This window comes from Saccharopolyspora indica (assembly GCF_027853965.1).
In the GTDB taxonomy this organism is placed as follows: domain Bacteria; phylum Actinomycetota; class Actinomycetes; order Mycobacteriales; family Pseudonocardiaceae; genus Saccharopolyspora; species Saccharopolyspora indica.
The window spans coordinates 462,539-489,153 of sequence record NZ_JAQGLB010000003.1; the positions used below are offsets into that span (position 1 = coordinate 462,539).

22 protein-coding genes are annotated in these 26,615 nt (G+C 69.7%); 10 read left to right on the forward strand and 12 right to left on the reverse strand.

The genetic code is table 11. From position 1 onward, the window contains the following. Nucleotides 1–57: 57 nt before the first annotated feature. The gene (locus OU416_RS09520; RefSeq protein WP_270926500.1) at nucleotides 58–501 is read right to left on the reverse strand and encodes a DUF7144 family membrane protein; all 444 of its coding nucleotides are present in this window, start codon (nucleotides 499–501) and stop codon (nucleotides 58–60) included. A gap of 316 nt (nucleotides 502–817) precedes the next feature. On the opposite strand from OU416_RS09520, the gene OU416_RS09525 reads away from it, so the two are divergent. After that, nucleotides 818–1,405 carry a CBS domain-containing protein gene (locus tag OU416_RS09525; protein ID WP_270926501.1) on the forward strand — a complete coding sequence of 196 codons (588 nt, stop codon included), beginning with the start codon at nucleotides 818–820 and terminating at the stop codon, nucleotides 1,403–1,405. Nucleotides 1,406–1,440: 35 nt separating this feature from the next. Continuing rightward, entirely contained in the window at nucleotides 1,441–1,812 is a 372-nt protein-coding gene (locus OU416_RS09530) for a CBS domain-containing protein (protein ID WP_270926502.1), read from the forward strand. Nucleotides 1,813–1,879: 67 nt separating this feature from the next. On the opposite strand, the gene OU416_RS09535 is transcribed toward OU416_RS09530, so the two are convergent. Next, nucleotides 1,880–4,594: a cation-translocating P-type ATPase gene (locus OU416_RS09535; protein WP_270926503.1), complete on the reverse strand. Its 2,715-nt coding sequence runs from the start codon at nucleotides 4,592–4,594 to the stop codon at nucleotides 1,880–1,882. Nucleotide 4,595: 1 nt separating this feature from the next. Further along, nucleotides 4,596–5,714: a fructose-1,6-bisphosphate aldolase/phosphatase gene (gene fbp / locus OU416_RS09540; protein ID WP_270926504.1), complete on the reverse strand. Its 1,119-nt coding sequence runs from the start codon at nucleotides 5,712–5,714 to the stop codon at nucleotides 4,596–4,598. Between the two features lie 142 nt (nucleotides 5,715–5,856). On the opposite strand from fbp, the gene OU416_RS09545 reads away from it, so the two are divergent. Together OU416_RS09545 and OU416_RS09550 are read left to right on the forward strand one after the other, a co-directional pair. After that, nucleotides 5,857–6,678, forward strand: coding sequence for a universal stress protein (locus OU416_RS09545; protein ID WP_270926505.1), 822 nt, complete (start codon nucleotides 5,857–5,859; stop codon nucleotides 6,676–6,678). A 9-nt stretch (nucleotides 6,679–6,687) separates the two neighbouring features. Continuing rightward, entirely contained in the window at nucleotides 6,688–7,521 is an 834-nt protein-coding gene (locus OU416_RS09550; RefSeq protein WP_270926506.1) for a universal stress protein, read from the forward strand. Nucleotides 7,522–7,591: 70 nt separating this feature from the next. On the opposite strand, the gene OU416_RS09555 is transcribed toward OU416_RS09550, so the two are convergent. The 6 genes from OU416_RS09555 to OU416_RS09580 form a co-directional block, all read right to left on the reverse strand. Further along, nucleotides 7,592–8,092 carry a universal stress protein gene (locus OU416_RS09555; protein ID WP_270926507.1) on the reverse strand — a complete coding sequence of 167 codons (501 nt, stop codon included), beginning with the start codon at nucleotides 8,090–8,092 and terminating at the stop codon, nucleotides 7,592–7,594. A gap of 38 nt (nucleotides 8,093–8,130) precedes the next feature. After that, entirely contained in the window at nucleotides 8,131–8,739 is a 609-nt protein-coding gene (locus OU416_RS09560; protein WP_270926508.1) for an Rv1733c family protein, read from the reverse strand. Nucleotides 8,740–8,791: 52 nt separating this feature from the next. After that, complete coding sequence (locus OU416_RS09565) at nucleotides 8,792–11,500, reverse strand: cation-translocating P-type ATPase (RefSeq protein ID WP_270926509.1); 2,709 nt, start codon at nucleotides 11,498–11,500, stop codon at nucleotides 8,792–8,794. Between the two features lie 170 nt (nucleotides 11,501–11,670). Continuing rightward, the gene (locus OU416_RS09570) at nucleotides 11,671–12,357 is read right to left on the reverse strand and encodes a phosphoribosyltransferase (RefSeq protein WP_270926510.1); all 687 of its coding nucleotides are present in this window, start codon (nucleotides 12,355–12,357) and stop codon (nucleotides 11,671–11,673) included. A gap of 25 nt (nucleotides 12,358–12,382) precedes the next feature. Beyond that, nucleotides 12,383–13,222: a universal stress protein gene (locus OU416_RS09575; RefSeq protein ID WP_270926511.1), complete on the reverse strand. Its 840-nt coding sequence runs from the start codon at nucleotides 13,220–13,222 to the stop codon at nucleotides 12,383–12,385. Nucleotides 13,223–13,483: 261 nt separating this feature from the next. Then, nucleotides 13,484–14,005, reverse strand: coding sequence for a hypothetical protein (locus OU416_RS09580; protein WP_270926512.1), 522 nt, complete (start codon nucleotides 14,003–14,005; stop codon nucleotides 13,484–13,486). 144 nt (nucleotides 14,006–14,149) lie between these two features. Here OU416_RS09580 and OU416_RS09585 point away from each other — a divergent pair, with 144 nt between their 5' ends. The 4 genes from OU416_RS09585 to ppsA all read left to right on the forward strand — a co-directional run bounded on the left by OU416_RS09585 (nucleotide 14,150) and on the right by ppsA (nucleotide 17,951). After that, nucleotides 14,150–14,338, forward strand: a complete 189-nt coding sequence (locus OU416_RS09585) for a ubiquitin-like protein Pup (protein WP_270926513.1) — start codon at nucleotides 14,150–14,152, stop codon at nucleotides 14,336–14,338. Nucleotides 14,339–14,561: 223 nt separating this feature from the next. Continuing rightward, nucleotides 14,562–15,245 carry a response regulator gene (locus tag OU416_RS09590; RefSeq protein WP_270926514.1) on the forward strand — a complete coding sequence of 228 codons (684 nt, stop codon included), beginning with the start codon at nucleotides 14,562–14,564 and terminating at the stop codon, nucleotides 15,243–15,245. 182 nt (nucleotides 15,246–15,427) lie between these two features. Beyond that, nucleotides 15,428–15,658, forward strand: a complete 231-nt coding sequence (locus OU416_RS09595) for a DUF1918 domain-containing protein (RefSeq protein ID WP_270926515.1) — start codon at nucleotides 15,428–15,430, stop codon at nucleotides 15,656–15,658. 34 nt (nucleotides 15,659–15,692) lie between these two features. Then, on the forward strand, nucleotides 15,693–17,951 hold the full coding sequence (gene ppsA, locus OU416_RS09600; RefSeq protein WP_270926516.1) for a phosphoenolpyruvate synthase: 2,259 nt from the start codon (nucleotides 15,693–15,695) through the stop codon (nucleotides 17,949–17,951). A gap of 4 nt (nucleotides 17,952–17,955) precedes the next feature. Here ppsA and OU416_RS09605 read toward each other — a convergent pair whose 3' ends face one another. The 3 genes from OU416_RS09605 to OU416_RS09615 all read right to left on the reverse strand — a co-directional run bounded on the left by OU416_RS09605 (nucleotide 17,956) and on the right by OU416_RS09615 (nucleotide 22,484). Continuing rightward, nucleotides 17,956–18,951 carry an Acg family FMN-binding oxidoreductase gene (locus OU416_RS09605; protein ID WP_270926517.1) on the reverse strand — a complete coding sequence of 332 codons (996 nt, stop codon included), beginning with the start codon at nucleotides 18,949–18,951 and terminating at the stop codon, nucleotides 17,956–17,958. 85 nt (nucleotides 18,952–19,036) lie between these two features. Then, nucleotides 19,037–19,693, reverse strand: coding sequence for a hypothetical protein (locus OU416_RS09610; RefSeq protein WP_270926518.1), 657 nt, complete (start codon nucleotides 19,691–19,693; stop codon nucleotides 19,037–19,039). An 85-nt stretch (nucleotides 19,694–19,778) separates the two neighbouring features. Then, nucleotides 19,779–22,484 carry a bifunctional acetate--CoA ligase family protein/GNAT family N-acetyltransferase gene (locus OU416_RS09615; protein WP_270926519.1) on the reverse strand — a complete coding sequence of 902 codons (2,706 nt, stop codon included), beginning with the start codon at nucleotides 22,482–22,484 and terminating at the stop codon, nucleotides 19,779–19,781. Between the two features lie 131 nt (nucleotides 22,485–22,615). Between OU416_RS09615 and otsB the strand changes: the two genes are divergently transcribed. Both otsB and OU416_RS09625 read left to right on the forward strand, forming a co-directional pair. Continuing rightward, nucleotides 22,616–24,190, forward strand: coding sequence for a trehalose-phosphatase (otsB, locus tag OU416_RS09620; RefSeq protein WP_270926520.1), 1,575 nt, complete (start codon nucleotides 22,616–22,618; stop codon nucleotides 24,188–24,190). Then, nucleotides 24,187–26,610, forward strand: a complete 2,424-nt coding sequence (locus OU416_RS09625; RefSeq protein WP_270926521.1) for a glycoside hydrolase family 65 protein — start codon at nucleotides 24,187–24,189, stop codon at nucleotides 26,608–26,610. Before otsB ends, OU416_RS09625 begins: the two co-directional genes overlap by 4 nt. Nucleotides 26,611–26,615: the final 5 nt, after the last annotated feature.

Genomic DNA, 26,615 nt, shown 5'->3' on the forward strand with positions numbered 1-26,615 from the left:
GCAACCGGGGCGCGCGTAGTGCGGTCACCCTCCCGGCACGCGGCGGGATGTGTTCGACTACTTCTCGACAACAGTTCTGCGCGGCGCACCTTCGCGAAGATCCACGGCCAGCGCCCAGATCACGGCGACGTCGATCGCGATGATGAGCAGCGACCACACCGGCTCGTACGGGATGAACAAGAAGTTCCCCAGCGCGCTGAGACCGGCGATGATCATGCCGACGACCCGCGCCCAGGACTGGCCCATAGTCAACGCGATACCTGTGATCGCGATCAGGACGCCCAGCACCAGGTGCACCCAGCCCCAGGCCGTGACCTCGAAGGTGAAGGCGTAGTTCGCCGTGACGACGTAGTACGAACTCTGCAGGATCGCCGTGAGCCCGACGATGACGTGGAACATCCCGACGATGATCATCATGACGGCGGCGAACAACTCCACGCCACCGGCCCAGGACTCCCGAGCCGTCGGGTAGTGGACGCCCCCGTGTCCCGCGTGTGCCATGTTCCCCATCTCCTTCGATCTGCGCCCGATCGCGGATCAGCGTCACCGCCGATGCCGCCGACGCGGGCGTCGTCGGCCCGCTCCTGCGTGTTCGACACGACGTCTCGCAGAAGTGCGGCTCGATACCCCAGAATCGCGAAAGAACTTGGGGTTACCAAGGGCCCAACGGCCCCTGGCACCACGCGCTTCTCACACGGGAGGCGCATCGAGGCCGATCGACCCTCCCGGACGGCGGCTGCACCGGGCAGAGTGGCGACCGCGGCCAACTCCGCTGCGGCGGATTCAGTCGGGAGGCACGATGCAAGCCGGAGACGTCATGTCACGGCCGGTCGTCACCGTCCGCGGCTTCGACTCGATCAGGACCGCAAGCGGGGTGCTGGCCGAACGCGGTTTCACGGCCGCACCAGTCGTCGACGATGACGGCGTGCTCATCGGCATCGTGACCGAGGCCGACCTGATCAGAGACGCGATCGCCCACGACCCCCGCAGCCGCGTCCGCGATGTCCGGACGAGCACGCCGCCCACCCTCGTCAGCCAGGTCATGACCAAGAAGGTGCGTGCTGCGGCGCCGGACACCGACTGCGCCGACATCGCCGAAACGATGCTCAAGCACAACCTGCGCACCGTTCCCGTCGTCCAGAACGGAATCGTCGTCGGCATCGTCACCAGGCGTGACCTGATGCGCGGGCTCGCCCGTGACGACGCTGTGATCCGCAGCGACATCCGCCGCAACCTCGACCGGTGCGGCGGGTTCGAGCAGTGGCCGGTCGCGGTGCGCGATGGCGCGGTCATGATCACCGACCCGGTCGACGACCCGCATGCGCGCGAGGTCGCCCGGGCGGTGGCACTGGCGACCCTAGGCACCCGCCAGGTCACCGTGACCAAACGCCAGCCGCCCACCTAGCCGCCGAACGGCACTGAGACGGAGAAGGTGAAGCCATGCGAGTCGAGGAAGTCTTCCACCCTGGAACACTCACCTGCGACGCGACGGATGCGCTCGCCGACGTCGCGCGGAGGATGACCGCTGACCACGTCGGAGCACTCGCCGTGCTCGACGGCGACCGGATCATCGGCATCATCTCCGAACGAGACCTCGTCCGGGCAATCGCGGAACAAGCCGACCCCCGGCAGACCACAGCCACGGCGTTCGCCTCCCACCAACTCGAAACAGCCGCCGTCGAGGAAGACATCCGGGACGTCGCGCGCCGGATGCTCGATGCCGGCGTTCGTCACCTGCCTGTCAAACGAGGCCCTGCGGTCGTGGGAGTCATCTCCATGCGAGACCTCCTGGCGATCGAGACGTGGCTCTGACAAGCCTCCCGCCCCACTCGCCTGAGGTGCCTAGCCGCCGTGACGCACAGTTCATTCGGCGGGATGCTCAACGCTGGTCGTGGAAGACCGGGGGTCGTGCGGGATTTGCCTGGTCGAAGTGGCGTCGCAAACGCTTGTCGGCGGCGATGACCAGCCATGCCAGCAGAGACAGCCCGAGGACGAGCGACCACAGGTCGATGCCGATGGGGGCGGTGTGGAACAAGGAGTTGAACACCGGCAGGTAGGTGATCGCGAGCTGCCCGGCAGCTTGGACCGCCACGCCGCCCACGACCCAGCGGTTGCCGAGAACGCCGATGCTCCAGATCGAGCGGTTCAGCGACCGGCAGCTGAACAGGTACGCGACTTCCACGGCGACGAAGAAGTTCACGGCCGCGGTCCTGGCCTCGGGCAGCGTTGCTCCGGTGGCTTGCGTCCATTCGAACAGCCACCACGCGCCGCCGACCAGCAGCACCGAGACAAGCAGGATTCGCTGGACCAGGGCTCCGGTGAGCAACGGTGTGCCCGGGTCGCGCGGCGGACGCTGCATGCTGCCCGCCTCCTTGGGCTCGAAGGCGAGCATGAGGCCGAGGGCGACGGCAGTGGTCATGTTGATCCACAGGATTTGGGTGGGCAGGATCGGCAGGGCGGAACCGGCGACGATGGCCGCGAGGATGACCAGCCCCTCTGCCATGTTCGTCGGCAGGGTCCACACGATGAACTTGGTGAGGTTGTCGAAGGCGCCGCGGCCTTCCTCCACGGCAGCCTCGATCGTGGCGAAGTCGTCATCGGTGAGCACCATGTCGGCGGCTTCTTTGGCGACTTCGGTCCCGCTGAGGCCCATCGCGACTCCGATGTCGGCCTGGCGCAGTGCCGGGGCATCGTTGACGCCGTCGCCGGTCATCGCCACCACATGACCACGGGCCTGGAGCGCCTTGACCAAGCGGAGCTTCTGCTCGGGTGAGACCCGCGCGAACACCGAGGCCCGGTCCACCGCAGCCGGCCACTCCTGCTCCGGCAGGGCCGCCAGATCGGCACCGGTGAGGGTCTCCGCGTGCGTGCTGGCGTCGAGCAATCCGATGCGCGTCGCGATCGCAGTGGCCGTTCCCGCGTGATCACCGGTGATCATCGCGACCTTGATCCCGGCGTCGCGGCAGGCGCGCACGGCGTCGGCGGCATGACCGCGTGGCGGGTCGAACATGGCCTGCAGCCCGGTGAGGACGAGCGTCCCGGACATCGAAGCCTCCGCGAGATCGTCTTGTGGCGCAGCAGGTTTCATGGCCGTGGCCAGTACCCGAAGCCCGGTTCCGGCGAGTTCCTCGGCCGCGGCCAGCACAGCGCGTCGATCGACCGGCCGATGGGTGCCGTCAGCGGCCATCTCCGCGCCGCACAACGCGAGAACTCGCTCCACCGCACCCTTGGCCAGCACCACCCTCCCGTCGCCGTCGGGCATCTCGTGCAGGGTCGCCATGTACTGGCGGTGGGAGGTGAAGGGAATCGTCGCGACCCGGGTGAGCTCGGCGTCGTGGAGTTCCAGGTCCGCCTTGTGCGCGACCACCAACATGGCTGCTTCGGTGGGGTCGCCGACGGCGATGGGACGGCCGTCGCGTTGGGCGAGCGCGGCGTCGTTGCAGCCCGCGCCGGCGAGCAGGCACCACCGCAGCGCCTCGGAGCGTGTCCGACCGACGACTTCGCCGTCCGGTGAGTAGCCCGAGCCGGTGACCTCGAACCGGCCATCAGGAGTCCACACGCACTGCACGGTCATCTGGTTCTCCGTGAGCGTGCCGGTCTTGTCCGACCCGATCACGGTCGTGCTGCCCAGTGTTTCGACCGCGGGCAGGCGTCGGATCACCGCGCGCCGCCGGGCCATCCGGCCGACTCCGATGGCCAGCGTGATGGTGACCGCCGCCGGCAGTCCCTCGGGGATCGCTCCGACGGCCAGCGCGACGGCTGCGGTGAACATCTCCACCGCGCTTTGCCCGCGGGCCACCCCGATGCCGAACGTCACCCCCGCCAGCGCCAGGATCGCGACGGTCAGGATCTTGCTGAACCAGGCGAGCTTGCGAGTCAGCGGAGTCGCCAGTTTCTCCGCCGCACCGACCAACCGGTAGATCCTGCCCAGTTCAGTAGCGGCACCGGTGGCCACCGTGACGCCGACGCCGGACCCGGCGGTGACCAGGGTGCCCGAATGCAGCATGTTGTGGCGATCCGCCACCACCGTGGGCTCGGGCAGGGCCGGATGTTCCTTGACCACCGGCACCGATTCGCCGGTCAGCGCGGACTCGTCGACGTGCAGGTCGGCCGCGCGGATCACTCGCAGATCTGCGGGTACCTGGTCACCGGCCTCGACCAGCACGATGTCACCGGGAACCAGGTCCTCAGCCGGGATGGTCCAGGCACGGCCCTCACGGAGCGCTCGTGCCTCGGCGCGCACCATCTTCCGCAATGCGTCCAGCGCGGATTCGGCCTTCGACTCCTCCACGAACCCGATGATCATGTTCAGCACGACAACGCCGAAGATGACGCTGGCGTCCACGCCTTCACCGAGCGCCAGCGTCACGACACCTGCCACCAGCAGCACGTACACCAGCGGATCGCGCACCTGCCGGAGCAACCGCACGACAGGGCCTGCCGCCGCCGACCGGGGCAGCGCATTCGGGCCGAAGCGGTCCCGCCGCCGATCAGCCTCCGCGGTGGTCAGCCCTCGATGCGCGTCGGTGTGCAGCCCACTCACCACCTCGTGAGCTTCGAGGTGGTGAGGTGGCGCAGAACCTGCTGCGATCAAGTCAGCGCGGCGCGGGCACCGCGGCCTGGGGCATCGGCTGCCACCGTTCGGCCAAGCGCTCTTCCAGCTCTGCCATGGTGGTGTACTCCAGATCTTCCAGCGGCAACCGGTGCGGTTCGAACGGGCCGTGGCGGCGCAGGTAGTCCATCACTTCGTTGGTCTGCGCCCTGGCCCGGTCGAACGAGGGGTCGTCGAAGAGGTCCCGAGGTCCGATCAGCATGCCGTCGTGGACCTGGAAACCCAGAGCGACCACCCGCGGTGGCCCGTCGAAGCGAGCGGGGTGCGCGTCGCGGACGCTGACCGGCATCATCGGCGCGTGGTGCGAACCGCGCATGCACCCGCCTGCGGTGTAGGCGAAGGCGAACGGCTCCAGCACTTCGCCGAGCGCGGGCAGGCCGGACTGGCAGCGCACGATCATCACCGGGTCGTCCTTGCCCACGTACTTGCCCGCGATCAACGACAACCGCTGCGTGGAGGTCGCCACCGCCTGTTCGTGCAGCGTCTTGGACTCCACCGAGTGGATCACGTACCGCGCGGGCGCGCCGATGAACATGAGCATCTCGTAGAGCTCGCGCGGGCAATCGAACCAGATCCGCTTCTCCTCGTAGAGGTCGTAGACCTCGAAGCGGAACCCGGCGTGCATCTTGGAGTCGATGACCAGCCCGGCCGTGTTGAACGGGTCGGCGAATGCCTTGTACAACGGAAGGTTCCACGCCCCCGGCTCGGTCTTGTCCGCCAGGAAGCACACCACCGGCTCGCTCGGGCGTTCGGTGAACTCCAGTTCGGCGTATCCCGGGCCCATGCCGCGCAGGTTCCCGCTGAAGGCATCCGACAGCAAGTCCTGCCCGGCTCCGTACAGACCGAGCTGCTGGGCGATCCGGGTGGTCTGCCGGAAGACGTCCCAGGCGAAGGAGTGCACCGCCTCGGCATCCGGGCCGTGCTCGTGGGTCATGATCAACGACAGGTCGTCACCGCAGCAGGCGGTCGCCCCGTCCACCAGGAGCCGATCGGTGACGGCGGCGCTCAGGGCTTCCTTGGCCGCGCTCACCATGTCCGGGTGCACGGCGGAATGGCCGACGAAACCACCTGTGTCGGCCTTGATGATGCTCAACGTAACCATCGCGACCTCCTGGCCGAGGATCCGGGAACACTCTCCGTCGCGCTGAACTCCCGCCACTAGGGCCGACCGGCCTTATTCCCGGTGCACATCCGGGGTACCCGGGAGGTGGCTCACCTGGGCCGACGGGCATGGGGGTGTGAGCATGGCTGCGGACTTGCCGGTGTTCGCGGGGGTGGACGGCTCCACGTCTTCGATCGGTGCGGCGATGTGGGCCGCCCACGAGGCCGACCTGCTCCGAGCACCTGAGCTGCGCCTCGTGCTGGCCAGCAGTGATCCGCTGCGTGACGATGAGGCGTGGGAGACCGTGTCGGCCGTGGTGGACCGGTTGGCGAGCAGCCATCCACGTCTGGAGATCTCGCCGGAGGTGGTGCACGGACATCCGGCCGACGTCCTGGTGCGGCGATCGAATGAGGCGCGGCTGCTCGTCGTCGGCGCACGGGGGCACAGCTCGCTGAGCGCGATCCTGATCGGATCGGTCAGCACCAAGGTCGCCATGCACGCGCACTGCCCGGTCGTCGTCGTGCGGGACCACCGCGACTCCGGCCCGGTCGTCGTCGGGCTGGACAATTCGCGGCACAGTCGCGCTGCGCTGGCATTCGCCTTCGACGCCGCGGCACGCCACGCGGCCGGGCTCGTGGCGGTGCACGTGTGGCGGGACGTCGGCTATGCCCCGAGCGTGCCCACGCTGAGCCTGGAGATGACCGAGGTGCGGGAGCAAGCGCAACGAGTCCTCGTCCGGCAACTCGCCGGGTGGACCGAGCAGTACCCGGAGGTGCCGGTCCGCGAAGTCGTCCAGCGCGGACACCCGGTGGCCGAGCTGGCGGCGGCGGCCGTCGACGCGCGACTGCTGGTCGTCGGCCATCGTGGGAGGGGCGAGTTCCCCGGACTTCTGGGCTCGGTCGCCGGCGGCGTGATCCAGCACGCGTCGTGCCCGGTGGCCGTCGTACGCGGCGAGTGCAGGTGAGGAGGCATCATGGTGGTACCGGAGCAACCCGTCGTAGCGGGCGTGGACGGTTCTGAAGGATCTGTGAAGGCGGCGTACTGGGCGGCTGCGGAGGCCAGTCGGCGCAATGCCGGGTTGCAGCTGGTGATCGTCAACGACGACCCCACCCGGGCCGACCACGCGGAGCAAGCGGTGCACAAGATCGCGGCGAAATGCCGCGTGCAGACCCCTGACGTCGTGATCACCGCAGAGGTCGCCACCGGCCATCCCGTCGAGGAGCTGGTGCACCGCAGTGCGCAAGCGCAGCTGGTGGTCCTCGGCGCGCACGGGCACGGCGGCTTCACCGACGCCCTGCTGGGCGGGGTGAGCACGGGCGTGGCCACTCACGCTGCCTGCCCGGTGGTCGTCGTGCGCGAGGACATCCCGATCACCGTGGGGCCGGTGGTCGTGGGAGTGGACGAATCACCGTGCAGCCTGCAAGCCTTGCGGTTCGCCTACGCCGAAGCCGCCCGGCTGCACGCCGATCTGGTCGTTCTGCAGGCGTGGCACGAGGAAGGGTTGCTCGCGGCGCCGCTCGCACCACCTGACCGGGACCGCGTGCAGCACGAGGTGGAGCAGGCGCTGGAGAAGCAGACCGCGCCGCTGCGCGCACAGTACCCGCAGGTCACAACCCGTGAGGTGGTGCAGCGAGGCCACCCGGTGTCGGTCCTGACCGACTCCGCGCGTGATGCGCGGCTGCTCGTCGTGGGCCACCGGGGGAGCGGAGGTTTCGATGGCCTGTTCCTGGGGTCGGTGGCGGCAGGCGTACTGCACCACGCCGCATGCCCGGTTGCCGTCGTGCGCGGTGCGGAAGGCACGGGCTGAGCCGAGCCTCCTCCAGCCCGCAGAGCGGACAGACGGCCAACCGGTGAGCTGTCGTGCGGATTCTTCGCCCTCAGCCCAGCACCGGGTCGATGCTTTGCGCGCCGGCGGGCTCGGGATCCGACTCCACACCGGCGGGCACGACCACCACCGGACACCGCGCGCGGTGGATGCAGCGCAAGGCCGTGCTGCCCAGCACCGCATCCGCCAGTCGGCCACGCCCGCGATCTCCCATCACCAGCATCGCGGCGTCCGCTGACCTGTCCGCGAGGACCTCGGCTGCGTCGCCTTCGACGAGCTCGGCATGGATCTCCGGGCTCGACGCGGTGCCCATGCAATCGCGCACGAGCCGGGTCAAGTCCTGCCAGTGCTGTTCGCGCGTGTGGTGCGGTGCCAGGTTCGGATTCATCAGCAGCGGTGCGGGTCCGGCCATGACCGCGCGTGACTCCCACACCGTGAGCGCGTGCACGGGTGTGCCACGACGGCGCGCCTCCCCCAACGCCCAGCGCAATGCCCGCGCGCTGGCATCGGAGCCGTCCACCCCGACCACAAGCGGTTGTTGTTGGCTGGCCATGATGTCCGCTCGCATTCCCGTCGAGGCCCGCACAGCGCTCAGTACTGCCGAGTCCACTGTGGCCCGACGATCTCCCATTCTCGTTTCCACGCCCTGCCCGCACGCGCATTGGCAGCAGTCCGAACGCAGGCGATCAACGCCGCGCACACCGCCTCGCCGGTCATGGCCACTCCCACGGCGCCCCCAACGGCCGCCGCCCGAAGCTGCGTCTCACTCCGAGGCGCCTCCGCGAGGCGCCCGGCATCGTCGATCCACACCGCGATCGTGCTGCCGACCTCGCTGCCCGGCCCCACGTCGATCGTCTGGACCTGCGGAACGCCATCAGCCCCGGGCCACCGCGCCTCGGCTCGGTGCCGGGTCACCTGGAAGTCGGAATTGACACCCACGACTTCCGTGCGCGGCTCGGCGATCACGACCGCCTCCACCTGATGCCGCACCGGAGTGGTGGCCGCTGCCCGCGCATCCGCTTCGTAGGAAGCCGTGCCCCACGCGAGCGCCCCCAACGGCACGACTGCCAACGCCACGACGAGCAGTGCGAGGAGCACGACAGCCTCGATGCGGTCCCGGCGACGCCGCAACGGGTTCGGTTTCAACCCCAACGTCTGACCGAGCCAGCAGGCCTCGGCCGACAGCCATCCAGCGCACATCACGTTCTCCCGAGTTGCTTGCTTCCAGACTCGGGGTTCCGGCAGGGTGCGATCAGGGCATTTCGTCATCGAAGACACGGGGAGACCGCGCCCGACCCCGGGCGCGGTAGAGCTCATCGGCGGCCCACACCAGGGCGGGGAACGGCGCCAGCAGCGCGAACGCCCACACCGGAGGTGGCGCGGTGCCGAACACCGCCTGCAGCGCGGGCAGGTAGACGAGCGCGGCCGCGAAGGCCAACTCGAACGCACAGCCGCCGAGCAGCAGCTTGTTGCTGGTCACCCCGACGTCGCGGAGTGCGGCGTACTGGGTCCGCGAGGCCATCGCGGTGCCGATCTGGCAGAAGACGACGCCGAGGAAGGTCACCGTGGTCGCTTGCAGGTACGCGTGATGCAACACCGGGTCGCCGACCACGTCCGCGCCCGGCCGCCACCCGGCTGCCAGCAGGACCGCGAAGAACCCGAGGAGGACGAGGATCCCCGAGACCACGCCCATGATCCCCCACGCCCGCAGCAGCAGACGCCCCGTGACCACGCTCTCCGTTCGTTGCCGCGGTGGGCGGTTCATCAGACCGGGCTCAGCGCGTTCCCGCCCCAGCGCCAGGGCGGGCAGCGTCTCGGTGCCCAGGTCGATCGCCAGGATCTGCAGCACCGTCAGGGGCAGCGGAACAGCGCCGCCGGACAGCGCGAAGATCAGGAACGGCAGCACTTCGGGCACTGCGTGGGCGAAGATGTAGAGGATGAACTTGCGCACGTTGTCGTAGACCCGGCGGCCTTCCTCGACACCGCTGACGATGGTGGCGAAGTTGTCGTCGGTGAGCACGATGGTGGCCGCCTCACGAGCTACGTCCGTCCCTCTGGCACCCATCGCGACACCGAGATCGGCTCGCCGCAGGGCAGGCGCGTCGTTGACACCGTCGCCGGTCATGGCGACCACCTGCCCGCAGTGGTGCAGGGCATCGGCGATGCGCAGCTTGCTCTCGGGCGCGGCCCGGCAGAACACGATCTCCTGCCCACTGGTCAGCAGCGCGTCGAGGTCGGTCTCGGGCATCGCGTCCAACGCAGGCCCGTCGACCACGTGATCAGCACCGATGCCGACCTGCTGAGCGATCGCCGCCGCTGTGCGCCCGTTGTCGCCGGTGGCCACGTGCACCCGGATCCCCGCCGAGTGGCACGCCGCAACCGCAGCCGCCACCTCCGCGCGTGGTGGGTCGATCAGCCCCACCACGCCGAGCAGGCACAGCTGCGACTCGACGACAGTCCGGTCCTCCGGCGGGTGGTCGAAGGCCCGGCCGGCCACGGCCAGCACCCGCAGCCCGCGATCGGCCATGCCGTCCACGACGGCGGCCAGCCGGGCACGTTCCCGATCGGTCAGGGTCTGCTCGACACCTGCGTCGGACAACGCGCTGGTGCACCGGGTGAGAAGTTCCTCGGGTGCGCCTTTGACATTCGCCCGGAATCCGTCGCCGACCCGGTCCACAGTGGTCATTCGCTTCAGGTGCGGGTCGAAGCGGAACAGCCTGACCCGCTGGGAGTGCCGCACCTCGGGAGTCAGCCCGAGCCCGGATGACTCCGCGAACACCAGCAGCGCCAGCTCCATCGGGTCCCCGGCTCCGGCACGTGGGTCCGCAGTCGTGCACCGAGCCAGCGCCGCGGTGAGATCGGGGTCGGTCGAGGTGAGCGAACCGAGGCCATCCCGCGCTTCTGCCACCCGCATGACGTTGCGGGTCAAGGTTCCGGTCTTGTCGGTGCAGATGACCGCGGTGGAGCCCAACGTCTCCACCGCCGACAGGCGTTTGACCAGCGCACCGCGCCGGGCCATGCCTCGAACCCCGGCGGCGAGCGCGAGGGTGATCGTGGGCAGCAGCCCCTCGGGAACGTTGGCGACGAGCAGGCCGATGGCGAACAGGAACGCCTGGGTCCAGCTCAATCCGGCCAGCACCCCGAGCGGCAAGAACACCGCGGCAGCACCGGTGGCCACAGCCGCGATCAGCCAAGCCACCCGCCGCACCTGGTGCTCCAGCGGGCTTTCCGCCAACCTCACCCGGGCTGACAGGGTGGCGATGCGGCCGAGCTCGGTGTGCCGGCCGGTCGCGTGGACGACTGCCTCAGCCGCGCCACCGGTGCAGACGGTGCCGCTGAAGACCAGAACCGGGGAGTCGACCGGCCGACTCGCGGTGTCGGGGAGATCCGCTGCTCTTTCCACCGGGCTGGATTCGCCGGTCAGCGCGGAGGCGTCGATCTCCAGCGCACCGCTGAGCAGCCGGGCGTCCGCTGGTACCCGATCGCCCTCTCCGAGCAGCAGCACATCGCCTGGCACGAGATCGGCTGCCAGCACCGACGAAGCACGGCCGTCGCGCCGGACCTCGGAGTGCTGCGGCAGGTACTCGCCGAGCGCTTCAACGGCGTGCTCGGCCTGTTCCTCCTGCCAGAACGCCAGCGCCGCGTTCAGCACGACCACCGCCACGATGGCCCAGGCCAGCTCGCGAGTGCCGGCGATCCAGGCCAGCACCGCGGCGACCCAGAGCAGCAGTGCGAGCGGATGGGTGAGCTGCTTCAGCAACGCCACCGGCCACTGCTGCGCTTTGCGCAGCGGCAGCGCATTGGGTCCGTGCACCTCAAGCCGTCGCTGTGCTTCCCTCCCGGTGAGTCCCCCTGTGCTGGTCCGCAGGTCCCGGAGCAGACGCGCAGTCGACTCACGCGGATCCACCTCCGGCGATGCCGGAGATCGACCGGAAAGCCGGGTGTGACGCGGAGGTGCCACTCGGCTACTTCCCCGGTCCGCTGGGCCGTTCGACCGCAACGTCGTCTCCCACCAGGAGTTGCTTCACTTCGGTAAGGACCACGGCTCGCCCCCATCGTCGGCCACCGCGCACGACGATCGCGCGTCCGAACACCCGCCTGCCAGGGAAGATGGTCACGAGCTGTCCCCGATCAGGCATCGCGCACGGTTTCGCCCGGCTCCGCGCGACGAGCCGCGGGGTGTGCCTGGGAGACCAGGTCGAGCAGCTCGACGACCCCCGCTTCCGAAACCGGGGTGAAATCCGCGTACCGCTCACCGATCTCCCGGAAGTCCTCCGGTGCTTCCAGGCACACCAGTTCGTCCACGGACTCCCGCAACCGCTTCAGTGCACCGGGAGGCCCCACCGGAACCGCCAGCACCACTCGCGCGGCGCCCTGTGCACGGGCCACCCGGCAGGCCACCGCCGCTGTCGAGCCGGAGGCGATCCCATCGTCGACGATGAGCGCCGTTCGCCCCGAGAGGTCCATCCGCGCGCGATTTCCCCGGTACAGCTGCGCCCACCGGTCCAGTTCGCCACGTTCTCGACGCTCGATCTCCGCGAGCTCGCCGGGCTGGACACCGGTTCGCCACATCACCTCATCGTCGATCACGCGCACGTCGCCTTCACCGATCGCGCCCATGCCCAGCTCGGGGTGGGCCGCGACACCGAGCCTGCGCACGACGATCACGTCGAGCGGGGCATCCAACGCACGAGCCACCTCGAAGGCCACCGGAACCCCACCTCGCGGCAGGCCGAGCACCACCACGTCCTCATCTCGCAGGTGCCGCAGCCGCTCGGCCAGCCGCCACCCCGCGTCCCTGCGATCACCGAACGGCATGTCGCACCTCCAGCAGATCCTCGACTCACACGGCGTGGAACCCTCGGACGATCGCTACCGGGCTGTCGACGTGGTGCAGCACGCCGTTGGCCACCGAGCCGAGCAGCAGGCGCTCGAACCCGCCGATACCGCGGTGCCCGACCACGAGCAGCTGGCTGTGCAGCGCGGCGGAGACCAGTTCCTCCACCGGATGCCCGAAGCGGACGTCACCGCGGACCTCGACGCCCGGGTACTTCTCACGCCACTCCCCGAGTTCGTCGGCCAGTTCGCGCTGCGCGTCTTCCAAGCTGAACCAGGACGCACCCGACGGGCTGTCCATCCAGGAGTACTCGGCGAAGATCGGCCGCCACACCCGCACCGCCACCAGTTCCTTCCGCCGCGCGGCAGCGGCCTCGAAGGCGAAGCGCAGGGCAGCCCGGCTCGGCTCGGAACCGTCCACCCCCACCACAACAGGTCCGGGTCTGAAGCTGCTGCGAGCGTCGCGAACGACCACCACCGGGCATCGGGCGTGCATCGCAACTGCAGTGCTCACCGACCCGAGCACCGCTTCAGCGACGCGCCCGCGCCCCCGCGATCCGATCACGAGCAGCTGCGCACCATCGGAGACCCAGATGAGCTCCTCGATGGGACGGCCGTGCCTGATCTCCTCGAAGATCTCCGCGCGCGGGCGCTCGCTTCGGCACCGATCCGCCGCATCCGACAGGAACTCCCACGCCTCCTCATCCGCCCCCTGCTGCGCCACCGCCACCAGCCGGAGCGGTGCATCCCGGAGGTCGGCTTCCTCGCTGGCCCACAGCGCGGCCACCGAAGACTGCTCTGAACCGTCCACCCCCACCAGCACCGGCAAGCCCTGTTCCGGCGTCATGACACGACCACCCCATCTTTTCCACCAAGCAGTGCCGCCTGGGCCAGTGCGACCGGGTTGTCGCCACCAGTTGTGTACCCAGGTAGAGCAGTCCTGCGCAGCCGTCCGAGATGGTTCAGTGAAAGCGACGGTTTCGCCTGGCCGGTGTGAGGTGACCGGTGAACCGGTCCCGGGTCAACCCTGCGGCTTGGCCGAAGGTTCCTTCCCCCGACGAGATGCGGCGCTCGAAGCACGATCACCATTCGGCTCTCGCGCGCACAGTCACAGACGCGGTTCAGCGCTCGTCGCCCGAGTCCGCTGTCGAGGTTCTGGTACGTCGATCGGCTCCGCGGCGAGGACGACGTGGCTCACTGCCATTGCCCCGGCTTCTTCGGTCAGCACGGCGCAGAAAGCTTCCCCGTATGCGGCCGGCATCTGCAGAGCCGTTGCCCAGTCGGCATCCGGGATCTCGACGTCGGTGGGAACCACTGCCATGCCGGAGCTCGAGCAGCGCGCCCGTCCTGTGCACAACAGCCACGCCACCAAAGGACTCCCAGGAGGACCGACCTCGACCTCGACCCGCACGGTTCGCCCCAGATCGGTCAACTCGCCCCTTGCTTCGAACAGCCCTGCGACGGCGCGTCCGGCTGCCTCGGCTTCGCTCACGATGTCCGCCCAGTTGCCGTCGAACAAGAGGGCGTCGTCCGACGCGGCACGTGACCGCACAGTACTCACCACCAAGCTTGCAACTCCGCTCCCGTCGAGAAAGCGATCACCCGACTCGAGCGCGCGGTCGACCGCCACTTGCCATCTAAGGTCTCACCGGATCGCCGGAGAAGGGCCGAACGCCCCTATGCCAGGTCTGCAGCCTCTTCAAATTCTTGTGAACGCGTTGCTCTCGACGCATCCGAAACGGAGAACGGGGCACCGACCGCAGGAGGTGGCGCAATGCGACAGGAGAAGAACCGCAAGCACGTCGACCACGACGACGACCCACCCGCCCCCGCTCCACGAGGTGCGGACCGCCGCCACGAGCTCGACGGCGCCACCGAATCTCTCCTGGAGGAAATCGATGACGTTCTCGAAGACAACGCCGACGAATTCGTTCGCTCCTACATCCAGAAAGGCGGGCAGTGACACCCGGCCATGGACTGCGAACTGGAACATCAAGCTCACGTGATGATCACCGGGAACTGCGGCGAACCCGATCGAACTCAGCAACCGGGCCGGTCGGAAGTGGTTGCGCGGAGCGGAGTCGCACACGTGCCCGCCGCGAGAACCGTGGAGAATTTGCAGAGTTCGCCGGAGCTGGGTTTGTTTCCAGGATGAGTGCGGCGCGCAGTGGTTTTACGCTGACACCATGACCAGTGAAGACCTCGCCGGGAGCGGTGGGATCACGGTTTTCTTGGTGGATGATCACGAGATCGCCCGGGTCGGTGTGGCCGACCTTCTGGAGGCGGAGGACGATCTCACCGTGATCGGGCAGGCGGCATCGGTCCGGGAGGCGCTGGCCCGGATCCCGCCGCTGCGACCGAAGGTGGTGGTGCTGGACGTACGGCTGCCGGACGGCAGTGGGGTCGAGCTGTGCCGGGAGTTGCGCTCTCGAATGCCGGCGGTGAACTGCCTGATGCTGACCGCCCATACCGACGAGCAGGCCAAGCTCGATGCGCTTCTCGCCGGGGCCGCCGGCTACCTGCTCAAGGACATCAAGGACACGAAGCTGGTCACAGCCGTGCGCACCGCGGGCGCAGGCGGACGCCTCCTGGACGCGCGGGCGACGGGGGCACTGGTGAGGCAGCTGCAAGCGAAGCTGGACGAGTCGGCCGAGCTGCCCGGCCTGACCGGCCAGGAACGCGTTCTCCTCGATCTGATCGGGCAAGGCCTGACCAACAGGCAGATCGCGGAACGGATGTTCCTGGCGGAGAAGACCGTCAAGAACTACGTCTCCCGCTTGCTGGGCAAGCTGGGGGTCGGACGGCGAACGCAAGCAGCTGTGATCGCCACCGAACTCCACTACCACCACCGGCCGCACGATCGGCTCTGAATCCACGATCACGGCAGGGGCGGTGCATCTGCTGGACGGGCTCCGGCTGCATCCGGCAAGCAGGGACTCGTGAATTGCACGATCGAGGGTTTCGCTCGGCAGCACCGGGCCGTGACTTCAGGAGCCCTTCGGCTCTCGTTCGGGCTCGCTTGCAAGTGCGAGACTTGCGGAGGGGACCTGGCATGCATGCGGAAGTGGGCGACTGGCTGATCATCGAGGCAGTTCACCTCGGTGGTCATCGCCGCCGGGGGCAGATCATCGAGGCATGCGGTCCGGGAGGCAGCGAACCCTACCGGGTGCACTGGCTCGATGACGGCAAGGTGAGCTTGTTCTTCCCCGGCCCGGACGCTCACCTGGAGCACCGCCTCCCCCACCACCTGAAGTTGAACGCCGTGCGAAGAACGAACCCGTGATGCCGCGGGGGAACCAGTTGGTTGCGAGGTGGGCATGTCGTGGATTCGCTGGCTCGCTGAACTCGGTCTGGCGGACGTGCCGTTGGCAGGGGGCAAGGGGGCGAACCTCGGTGAGCTCACCTCCGCGGGATTCCCGGTGCCGCCGGGATTCGCCGTGACCGCCGACGCTTACCGCGCTTGCATGTCGGAGGCCGGCGCGCAGCCGGAACTCGACCGGCTGCTGGCCGAGGCGTGCGATGCCGTCGACGAACCCGACGCACTCGGCGAATGCTGCGCTCGGCTGCAGCGTTCGGTGCACCAAGCCGGGTTGGCGGGACCGGTGCGCGCGGCTCTGCTGGAGGCGTACGCCGAGCTCGATGGCGACTGCCGGGTCGCAGTGCGGTCGTCGGCCACCGCGGAGGACGCTCCGGAGGTGTCCTTCGCCGGTGTCAACGAGAGCTTCACCAACGTTTCCGGCTCCGACGAGCTGGCAGCTCGGGTGGTCGACTGCTGGGCGTCGCTGTTCAGCCCGCGAGCGATCGTCTACCGCACGGCGCAGGGCGTGCACGAGACCCCGGCGATGGCGGTCATCGTGCAGCGAATGGTGGACGCGGACCGGTCCGGCGTGGCGTTCACCGCCAACCCGGCGAGCGGGGCGGACGACGAGGTGCTGGTGGAGGCCGGGTTCGGACTCGGCGAATCCGTCGTCAGCGGTGCCGTGGAGCCCGACACCTACACGGTCCGCAAGACCGACGCCCGGCTGCAGCACGTCAACGTCGGCCGCAAGGACTTCAAAATCGTGCGCGAGACCGGTGGTCGGCAGGCCCGGGTCGCGGTGGCGCCGGAGGAGAGCGATCAACGGGTGCTCAGCGACGGTGAGATCACCGACCTCACGCGCCTGCTGGCCCGGGTGGAGCACCACTACCGAAGCCCGCAGGACGTGGAGTGGGCGATCGCCGACGGCACGTGGTGGCTGGTGCAGTCCCGCCCGATCACCACTCTCCGGCATCGCCCGCCCGCCGAGTCGGGTTCGATCATCGTGTCCGGGCTCGGCGCGTCCTACGGCACCGCTTCGGGCGCGGTCCGGGTGATGCAATCGCCCACCGAGGCCGGAGCACTGGTGCGCGGCGAGGTGCTGGTCGCGCCCATGACCGCACCGGACTGGTTGCCCGCCATCCGCAAGGCGGCCGCGCTGGTCACCGACAGCGGCGGGATGACCTGCCACGCGGCGATCGTCGCCCGGGAACTGGGACTGCCGTGCGTGGTGGGCACCCGCACGGCCACCACGGCTCTCCGCGACGGCATGCAGGTCACTGTGGACGGTGCGAAGGGCACCGTCGCAGAAGGCACCGTCAGCGCGCCCCGCCAACTCACCGAGGTGGCTCGGCTCCCCGCGGGGTCCACGCCTTCCCCGGTCACTCGGATCTACCTCAACCTCGCGATGCCCGACCAGGCTGAACGAGCGGCTGCGCTGCCCGTCGACGGAGTGGGGCTGCTGCGAGCGGAATTCCTGCTCACCGAGGCGCTCAGCGGTGAACACCCCGGCCGCATGCTCGCCGCAGGGCGGGAAGCCGAGGTGACCGCGGCGATCGCAGAAGCGCTGTCCACCATCGCGAAGGCGTTCTTCCCCCGGCCGGTCGTCTACCGCGCCGCGGACTTCCGCAGCAACGAGTTCCGCCACCTCACCGGCGGGGACGAGTTCGAACCGGCCGAGGACAACCCGATGATCGGGTACCGCGGCTGCTACCGCTACGTGCGCGATCCGTCGTTGTTCCGGGTCGAACTCGCCGCTCTCGCCCAGGTGCGGGAGCAGAGCGCCAACCTGCACCTGATGATCCCGTTCGTGCGGACCCGGTGGGAACTGCAGAAGTGCCTGGAGGAGATCGACCGCAGCCCGCTCGGGAGCTCCGACGGGCTGCACCGGTGGGTCATGGCCGAAGTGCCCTCCGTGCAGCACTGGTTGCCCGAGTACGCGCGCATGGGCATCGACGGGGTCTCCATCGGCAGCAACGACCTCACCCAGCTCGTCCTCGGCGTCGACCGCGACTCCGAGGTGTGCGCGCCGCTGTTCGACGAGTCCGACCCGGCGGTGCTGGACGCCATCGGCACCATCATCGGCGCAGCTCGCCGGGCCGGCATCACCTCATCGCTGTGCGGGCAGGCGCCGTCCAACGACCCGGCGTTCGCCGAGCACCTGGTCCGACTGGGCATCACGTCCATCTCGGTCAACGCCGACGCGGTGCCCGCCGTGCGCCAGGCCGTGGACCTGGCCGAACGAAAGATCCTGCTGGAGGCGGCCCGGACCCGGCTCTGATCCCTCAGTCCCGCGGGAACAGCGGCGCGACCACTTCCGACAGCGGGCGGCGCGGGGTGAGCGGTCCGGGGAACTCGTGGGTCACCGGCCAGCCGACGCGGACGGCCAGCTGCGGCCAGCCGCTTCCACCGAGGACCTCCTTCCGGACCTCGTTGCGGGAGTCGGCGACCTCGCCGATCTGGCTCAAGGTGCACGTCGCCAGGCGCTGTTCAGTCGCGCTGAGCAACACCGCGCTCAGCGCCTCGCCGGTGGCCAGCCAGTCGTCGAAGGTGTCGCCGCGGGTCGACAGCACCGCCAGCACCGCACCGTCGTCCAGGACCGGCACCGGCAGTTCCCCCTCCGCCACCAGTGCGAAGTCCCGCTCGGGCATGCCGCGCAGGTGTTCGGCGGGCAGGCTGCGCGCCGGAATCCCTTCGGTGGAAGCGTGCCGCCCCGCCCAAGCAGCGAGTTCCTGCTGATACTCGGGTTGCCGACGCTGCACCGACCCGGCGTGCTCGATCGCCAGCTCCAGCTCCCGGCGCTCCCGGTCCCCCAGCGCGAAGGTGAGTGTGCAGGACTCCAGCCGGGCCACTTCCCGCAGCGGTGCCAGGACTTCCTGCGGGACCGGGTCGGTCAGGAACGGGCGCCGGTCGCTGCGCCGTTCCGATTCCGCTGCCGCCAGCGCCTCCACGTGGGGGTCGACCCCGGCCAGTTCTGCGAATTCGATGGACGCCAGGTGTTCTGGCTGCGCCGGGTTCGGGAGCCGGTGCACCCGGGCCAGCCAGCCCTCGGCCGCGAACGCGATGCGGGCGTGGTTCAGCATCGCGCCGCAGCTGATCACCATCTCCCGCCCGGTGGGGTCGATCGTCGGCAGGAGCCTCGACGGGTCCAGGTACAGGTGTGCCGAGTGCTCGGCCAGCTTCCACTTCCACGGCTGGCTGTTGTGCACCGACGGGGCCCGGCACGCCAGGGCGAGCGCCGCGCGCATCGTCGCCTGCGACGGGATCGTTCTTCGTGACATCGCGTCACTCCCCTCGGTTTCGCCTCTTCCGCTGCACGGGTACCCGCGACGCGCGGTGCGAAGCCGAGCGGCGGGAGGGAATCCGTCAACCGCTCTCGACTGCTGGTCGAGCCGCTCGTCTCGCCGCGGTGCGGAGGGTGGCGCGCATGATGGCCTTGACGAACGGCCGCACCGTGCGCCAGTACAGGGTGAAGATCCGGCGGGTGATCGGATCGTTGAGCGTGGTGCGGACGTCGTAGGTCGCCAGGCTGCCGCCGCGGCCGTAGGGGCGCACCGAGAACGCGGTCACGATCTTTCCTCGGCCCGGCTTGCCGTACTTCGCGAACTCTTCCGCCGAGACCTCCTCCATGCGCACGATCGGCGTCCAGAACCTCCCCACCGCGCCGAAGACCACCTCACGTCCTGGCTGTTCTCCCAGCTGCACCCACTCGCCGCTGGTGCACAGGTCGTCGAAGGTGAGCCTGGTCGGTTCCCGGGGCGGGACGTGTCGTTCGATCCGTTCGGGCAGTCCCCGGATCCGCCAGGCGAGGTCCGCGATCCGCGAGTGGATGTCGAGCAGATCCAGGTTCCGCAGCGCCCGGTACATCTCCTCCGGCGGAGCATCGGTCACCACGTGCTCGACCACACCGGCGTCGCAGCGCGGCGCGAAGTCGTCGATCGTCACCGAGCGCCCGGTGACCTCCCACGTCGCCGTATCGACATCGGAGGCATGCGTCCGCGTCTCGTCAGTCCTGTCACCCATGTGCTCGCTCCTCGCCTCGATTCCGGGAGGCCCTCCTGACGGTCGGACATCCATCTCCAGCCAGGTAGAGGCGATGGTCACGAGCTCAACCCCCTAGTTCGCGGAGGAAGGGATCACCCAGCACGCGCGGTTCCAAGCGAATCCGCGCGTCCGGGATTCGCACCCCGCTACCGGTGGCGATGACCGGGTTGAGGTCGGCTTCGACGACCTCGGGCACCAGCTCGGCCAACCGCGCCGTTCGCAGCAGCACGTCGACCACCGCGCCGGTGTCCAGCGCTCGGTCGGCGTCGGGTCCGAACAGTCCGGGCGCGGCCCGCAGCTCATCGAGCATCTCGCAGGCATCACGAGTCGTCAGCGGGACCAGACGACGACTGCGGTCAGCGATCAGATCGGTATCGGTTCCCCCCATGCCGAAGACGATCATCGGCCCGAAGGAGGGTTCGCTGAGCACGCCGACGAGGAATTCCCGCCCCGGTTCCACCATCGGCTGCAGCACCACCCCGCCGAAGCCGGCCCCGAAGCGCTCGCGCAAGCGCGTCCACCCCGCGCGCAGCTCAGCGACCGTGGACACACCGAGCAGCACACCGCCTGCCCGGCCCTTGTGCAGAACTCCCTCCGCTCTGACCTTGAGCGCAACGCTGCCGCCCAGTTCGCCGAACGCGGCGAGCGCTTCGGCTTCGGTGCGGCACAGCGTGGTGGGCACCACCGACAGGCCGAACGAGGTGAGCAGACCCTGCACCTCCTCAGGCTCCAACCACCTACCGCTGGGCGACCCGTCGAGCGCTGCGACCACCGCGGCGCGCGCAGCCCCGACGTCGATCCCGCCGAGGTCCGGCACCGCACCACGCGGCCGAGCCAGCCAGGTCGCGTATCCGACGACGTCGGCCAAGGCCCTGGCTGCGAGCGCGGGATCGGCGAACACCGGGACCTGCGACGTTCCGGCGGGCAGCGCCCGGACCGATTCCTGCTGACCCGGCCGCACCACCAGCACGGGCTTGTCGCACCCGGCGGCACGGGCTCGGGCCACGGCTTCGGCGACCGCGTCGCCGGGGTCGCCGATCGCGGTGCGCAGGACCGGCACGACGAGTGCGTGCACAGCCGGATCCCGCAGGACGACCTCGAGGCTCCTCCCGAAGGTGACCGCGTCGATGGTCGCCGTGGTGTCCACCGGATTGCGCGCGCTGGCCTGCCCCGGCAGCAGATCCGCGAGTTCTCGTTGTGCCTGCGGGAAATCCGCGAACTCCAGTCCAGCCCGCGCGCAGGCGTCCGCGGCGAGAACGCCCAGCCCGCCGGCGTTGCTGACCACCGCCACGTGCGGCCCCGCGGGCAGCGGTTGCCAGCTCAGCAGGCCGAGCACCGCGACGAGCTCTTCCCAGTCGTCGGCGCCGATAGCGCCGGTCTGCCGCAGCAGCGCGTCCCGGGTGCTGCTGGGCGTCGCGGTCGCCGCGGTGTGCGAAAGGGCAGCGCGCTGAGCGATCGGACTGCTGCCGCTGCGCAGGACCACCAAGGGCTTGGACCGGCCGATCCGCCGCGCGAGCCACGAGAACTTGCGGGGGTTGCCGAAGGACTCCAGGTAGAGGACGCCGATCCGGGTGCGCTCGTCGCGCTCCCACCACAGCAGCATGTCATTGCCGCTCACGTCGTACTTGTCCCCTGTGGACACCAGGGTGGACACACCCAGCCCGGCGGCACCCAGCCGCTCCAGCAGTGCGATCCCCACTCCGCCGGACTGCGTGACCACGCCCACCGCACCTGCCGGGATCCCGGCTGCGCCGAACGTCGCGTCCAACCGGACCTGCGGATCGGAGTTGACCAGCCCGAGGCAGTTCGGCCCCACCAGCCGCATTCCCCAACGTCGCACCGCGGTGAGCAGCCCGTTGGCGACATCCGGCAGTCCGGTGATCCCCGCCGTCACCACCACCAGCGCGTGCACACCGCACCGACCGCACTCCTCGGCAACGGTGGGAACGCTCTCCGCCGGCACGCACACCACCGCGAGTTCCGGAGGTTCCGGGATGTCAGCCACCGACCGCACCGCAGCGACGCCGTGGACCTCGCGACCGCTGCGGTTGACCGCGTGCACCGTTCCGCCGTACCCGCCGTGAACGATGTTGCGCAGCACAGCGTTGCCTACCGATGCGGGCCGGCGTCCGGCGCCGATGACCGCCACCGAGGCCGGGCTGAGCACTCGCCGCAGGCTGGCGACGTCCGCGATCCGCTCGCGGTCGCCGACCTTGGCCTGGTACGGCTCACCGGCGTCCAGCGCAGCCCTTACCTGGTAGCTGGAGCCGTCCAGGTGCGCCTCGTGCGGCAGGCCGCTGTCGCGCAGCACCTGGAGCATGGCCGAGTTCTCCGCCAGGACCTCGGCGACGAACGTCCGGACGCCGCGCTGGCGAGCCACAGCGACCAGGTGCTCCAGCAGCAGGGTCGCCACCCCGCGCGCATGCCGGGCGTGCTCGACCACGAAGGCCACCTCGGCCACCTCCGGGAGCACGAGCTCGTAGTGGCCCACACCGATCAGACGCGTCCCCTCGAACGCCCCCAGCGCCACCACGTGCGCACCGCTGGGCTCCACCAGACCCCGCAGGAACTTGTTGATGCTGGCGTCCGAAGGTGCACCGAAGAACCGGAGGTAGCGGTCCTCGGCCGACAGCGCGCCGTGCAGGTGTTCGAGCTCAGCGAGGTCCCCACGCTCCAAGAACCGAACAGTGACGACGCTTCCATCGGCCAGCACCGCGCGCACGACCTGCTCGTCCACCCCGGGATTGGCCCCGCTGCCTGCCGTTGACACCGGACCGGCTCCTCTCACCCGATTCCGCTCGGGAGAAGCGCGCTCCACCTCGGTAGCGACGATAGAGCCCGCCTGCTCTTCCAGCACTGTGGGTACTCCGCGAGCACGCCGATTCAAGGTGTGGAGCCGCCATGGTCGCAACCAGCATCGATCCCCACGTCCACCGCGCTGTGCTGTTCGACATGGACGGAGTGCTGACCAACACCGCGCGTCTGCACTCCGCGGCGTGGAAGGTCTTGTTCGACCAGTACCTGGCCGAGCGTTCCCCGGCTCCGCCGGAGGACCACCGCCCGTTCACCGATGACGACTACCGGCACCACGTCGACGGCAAGTCTCGCGTCGACGGCGTCCTGGACTTCTTGCACTCCCGCGGAATCTGTCTGCCCCGCGGCGACGTGGGTGATGAAGCCGGTAGAGAGACCGCCCACGGACTGGGCAAGCTCAAGGATGAGCACTTCCTGCGCGCTCTCGACGAGCAGGGCGCGGAGGTGTTCGCCGATGCCATCTCACTCGTCGAGTCGCTGCGCCGGCACCACGTCGAGACGGCCGTGATCTCCGCCAGCCGCAATTGCGCCCGCGTGCTCGAACGCGCGGGCATCGAGCAGCTGTTCGGCGTCCGCGTCGACGGCGTGGTTGCGGCGGAACTGAAACTGCCCGGCAAACCCGATCCCGCGCTCTTCCTCGAAGCCGCCCGGCGGCTGGGCGTCCCACCGTCTCAGACCGCAGTCGTGGAAGACGCCGAAGCGGGTGTGGCGGCGGCCCGTGCTGGTGGATTCGCGCTGGTGCTCGGCGTCGACCGGGCAGGTCTGCCGAGCCGGCTGGCCGCCGCCGGGGCGGACGTGGTGGTGTCCAGCCTGGACGAGGTGGCCATCGCGTTCCCCGGGCAGCGGCGGCTGTCCGAGGTCCCCGACGGGCTCGTGCACTGGAACGAGATCAGCTCCCGGTTGCGGGATCGTCGTCCGGTGCTGCTGCTGGACTTCGACGGCACCCTCGCACCGATCCGCAAGGACCCGGCGAAGGTCTCGCTGTCGGTGCGGACCCGGACGGCGCTGCAGGACCTCGCCCGCCGGTGCCCGGTGGCCGTGATCAGCGGCCGCGATCTCAGCGATGTGCGCGGCCGGGTTCGGGTCGAGGGCGTGTGGTGCGCGGGCAGCCACGGGTTCGAGCTGGCCGGGCCCGGTGACGTGCCGATCGCGCAGGAAGCGGGCGAGGCCGCGCTGCCCGCTCTCGACGTCGCGGAACAGCGCTTGTCCGCCGAGCTGGCACCGGTGGCCGGGGCGCTGGTCGACCGCAAGCGCTTCGCGCTCGCCGTGCACTACCGCAACGTCCGGCCGGATGAGGTCGACCGAGTGATCTCAGCCACCCGGCAGGTCGGTGCAGAGCTTCCCGGACTGCGGATGGCGCACGGCCGCAAGGTGGTCGAACTGCTGCCCGACATCGACTGGAACAAGGGCCGGGCGGTGCGCTGGCTGCTGGAGCGAGCTGGACTCACAGGCCCCGAGCTCGTTCCGGTGTTCGCCGGCGACGACTACACCGACGAGGACGCGCTGCGCGAGGTCCACGAGGACGGGCTCGGCATCGTCGTGGTCAGCGCCGAACACGGCGACCGCCCGACCTGGGCTCACTGCAGCGTCGACGGCACGCGCGCGTTGATCGATCTGCTTACCCGCATCGCGACCCCGACCACGAGACGACCCGCGCCATGAGCGTCTGGCAGTTCGGCTTCCAGGGCTTCGACCCGGACGACGAGGGCCGTCGCGAAGCGCTGTGCACGCTGGGCAACGGCTACTTCGCCACCCGCGGCGCCGCCCCGGAGTCCGTCGCCGACGACGTGCACTACCCCGGCACCTACGTCGCGGGCTGCTACAACCGGCTCACCACGGAGATCTCGGGCCGGGACTCGATCGACGAGTCGCTGGTCAACATGCCGAACTGGCTGCTGCTGACCTTCCGGATCGACGACGGCCGGTGGCTCGACCTCCAGCAGGTCGAGGTGCTCGACCACGAGCAGGAGCTCGACCTCGAACGCGGAATCCTGGTGCGCCGCCTGCGCTTCCGCGATGAGCACGGGCGCAGCACCAGGGTCGTGCAGCGCAGGTTCGTGCACATGGCCGAGCAGCACCTCGCCGGGCTTGACACCACGCTGGTCGCCGAAGACTGGTCCGGGCACGTCACATTCCGCTGCGGCATCGACGGGCGCGTGACCAACAGCGGCGTCGCCCGCTACCGCGCGCTCAACGCCCAGCACCTCACCGACCACCACACCTTCCAGTCCGCACCGGACACCGTGGTGCTGCACGCGCGGACGTCCCAGTCGCGCGTTCGCGTCGCCGAAGCCGCGCGCGCACAGGTGTTCGTGGATGGCGAGCCGGTCGACGCCGCGCACACGCTGGTCCAGCAGGACGACCTGATCGCCCACGACATCACCATCGGCCTCGACCAACGATCCGAAGCCCGGATCGAGAAGATCACCGCACTGCGCACCTCGCGCGACTCGGCCACTTCCGAACCGGTCATCGAAGCCGTGGACGAGGTGCTCTGCGCTCCTGGCTTCGACGATCTGTGCCGGTCGCACACCCTGGCGTGGGCCAGGCTGCACCGCGAATTCCACTGCGGGCTGTCGATGAGCGAGGAAGCTCAGCGAGCAGTTCGGTTGCACCTGTTCCACCTGTTGCAGACGATCTCGCCCAACAGCAGCGATCTCGACGTCGGAGTACCCGCTCGCGGGCTGCACGGCGAGGCCTACCGCGGGCACGTGTTCTGGGACGAGCTGTTCGTGCTGCCCACCCTCACCCTGCGCCGTCCCCGGTTGGCCCGAGCACTGCTGATGTACCGCTACCGCAGGCTCGACCGGGCACGCCGCGCCGCCACCGAGGCAGGCCTGACCGGCGCGATGTTCCCGTGGCAGAGCGGCAGCAACGGCCGAGAGGAAAGCCAGCGGCTGCACCTCAACCCGCGCTCCGGACGCTGGCTGCCCGACCGCACCCACCTGCAGCGCCACGTCGGCATCGCCATCGCCCACAACATCCACCACTACCACCGGGCCACCGGTGACGACGAGTTCCTCAGCGAGCACGGCGCGGAGATGCTGCTGGAAATCACCCGGTTCTTCGCCGCGCTGGCCCGCTACGACCGCAGCCGGGACCGCTACGTGATCCGCGGCGTGGTCGGCCCGGACGAGTACCACACCGGCTACCCCGGGCGGGAATCCCCGGGCATCGACAACAACGCCTACACCAACGTCATGACGGCCTGGCTGTGCCGCACCGCCGCGGAAGTCCTCCGCGAACTGCCCACCGAACGGCGCCACGAGCTCGTCGAGCAGCTCGACCTGCGGCACGGCGAGCTCGACCGGTGGAAGCGGATCGCGCAGCGGATGTACGTGCCCTTCCACGGCAACGGCATCATCAGCCAGTTCGAGGGCTACGACCAGCTCGCCGAGCTCGACTGGGACGGCTACCGGCGCCGCTACGGCGACATCCACCGGCTGGACCGCATCCTCGAAGCCGAGGGCGACGACCCCAACCGCTACCAGGCTTCCAAGCAGGCCGACGTGCTCATGCTGTTCTACCTGCTCTCGGCCGAGGAACTGGCCGGACTTCTTGAAGGCCTCGGATACCCGATGCCCGCCGACACGATCCCGGCCAACATCGAGTACTACCTCCAGCGCACCAGCCACGGTTCGACCCTCAGCGCGGTCGTGCACGCCTGGGTCCTCGCCCGCAGCCGCCGGCACCGCGCGCTGGAGTTCTTCGACCACGTGCTCGCCGCCGACATCCACGACACCCAGCGCGGCACCACCAGCGAAGGCATCCACCTCGCCGCCATGGCCGGCAGCATCGACCTCCTCCAACGCTGCTTCGCCGGCATCGAAGTCCGCGACGGCGCGCTGCGCCTCAACCCGCAGTGGCCGACCGAGCTCGGCGACCTCGAACTGGCTCTCCGCTACCGAGGCCAGCCTCTGGCCATCACCGTCACCGGCCGCACCGCCACCGTGCGCACCGCGCCCGGCCCCGCCCGGCCACCCATCACCTGCGCCTGCGGCGACCGGACCGTCCTGCTCGGCCCCGGCGAGACCGCGCGCTTCTCGCTCGAACACCGGCTGTGGCAGGGCGACTCGACTTGATCAAG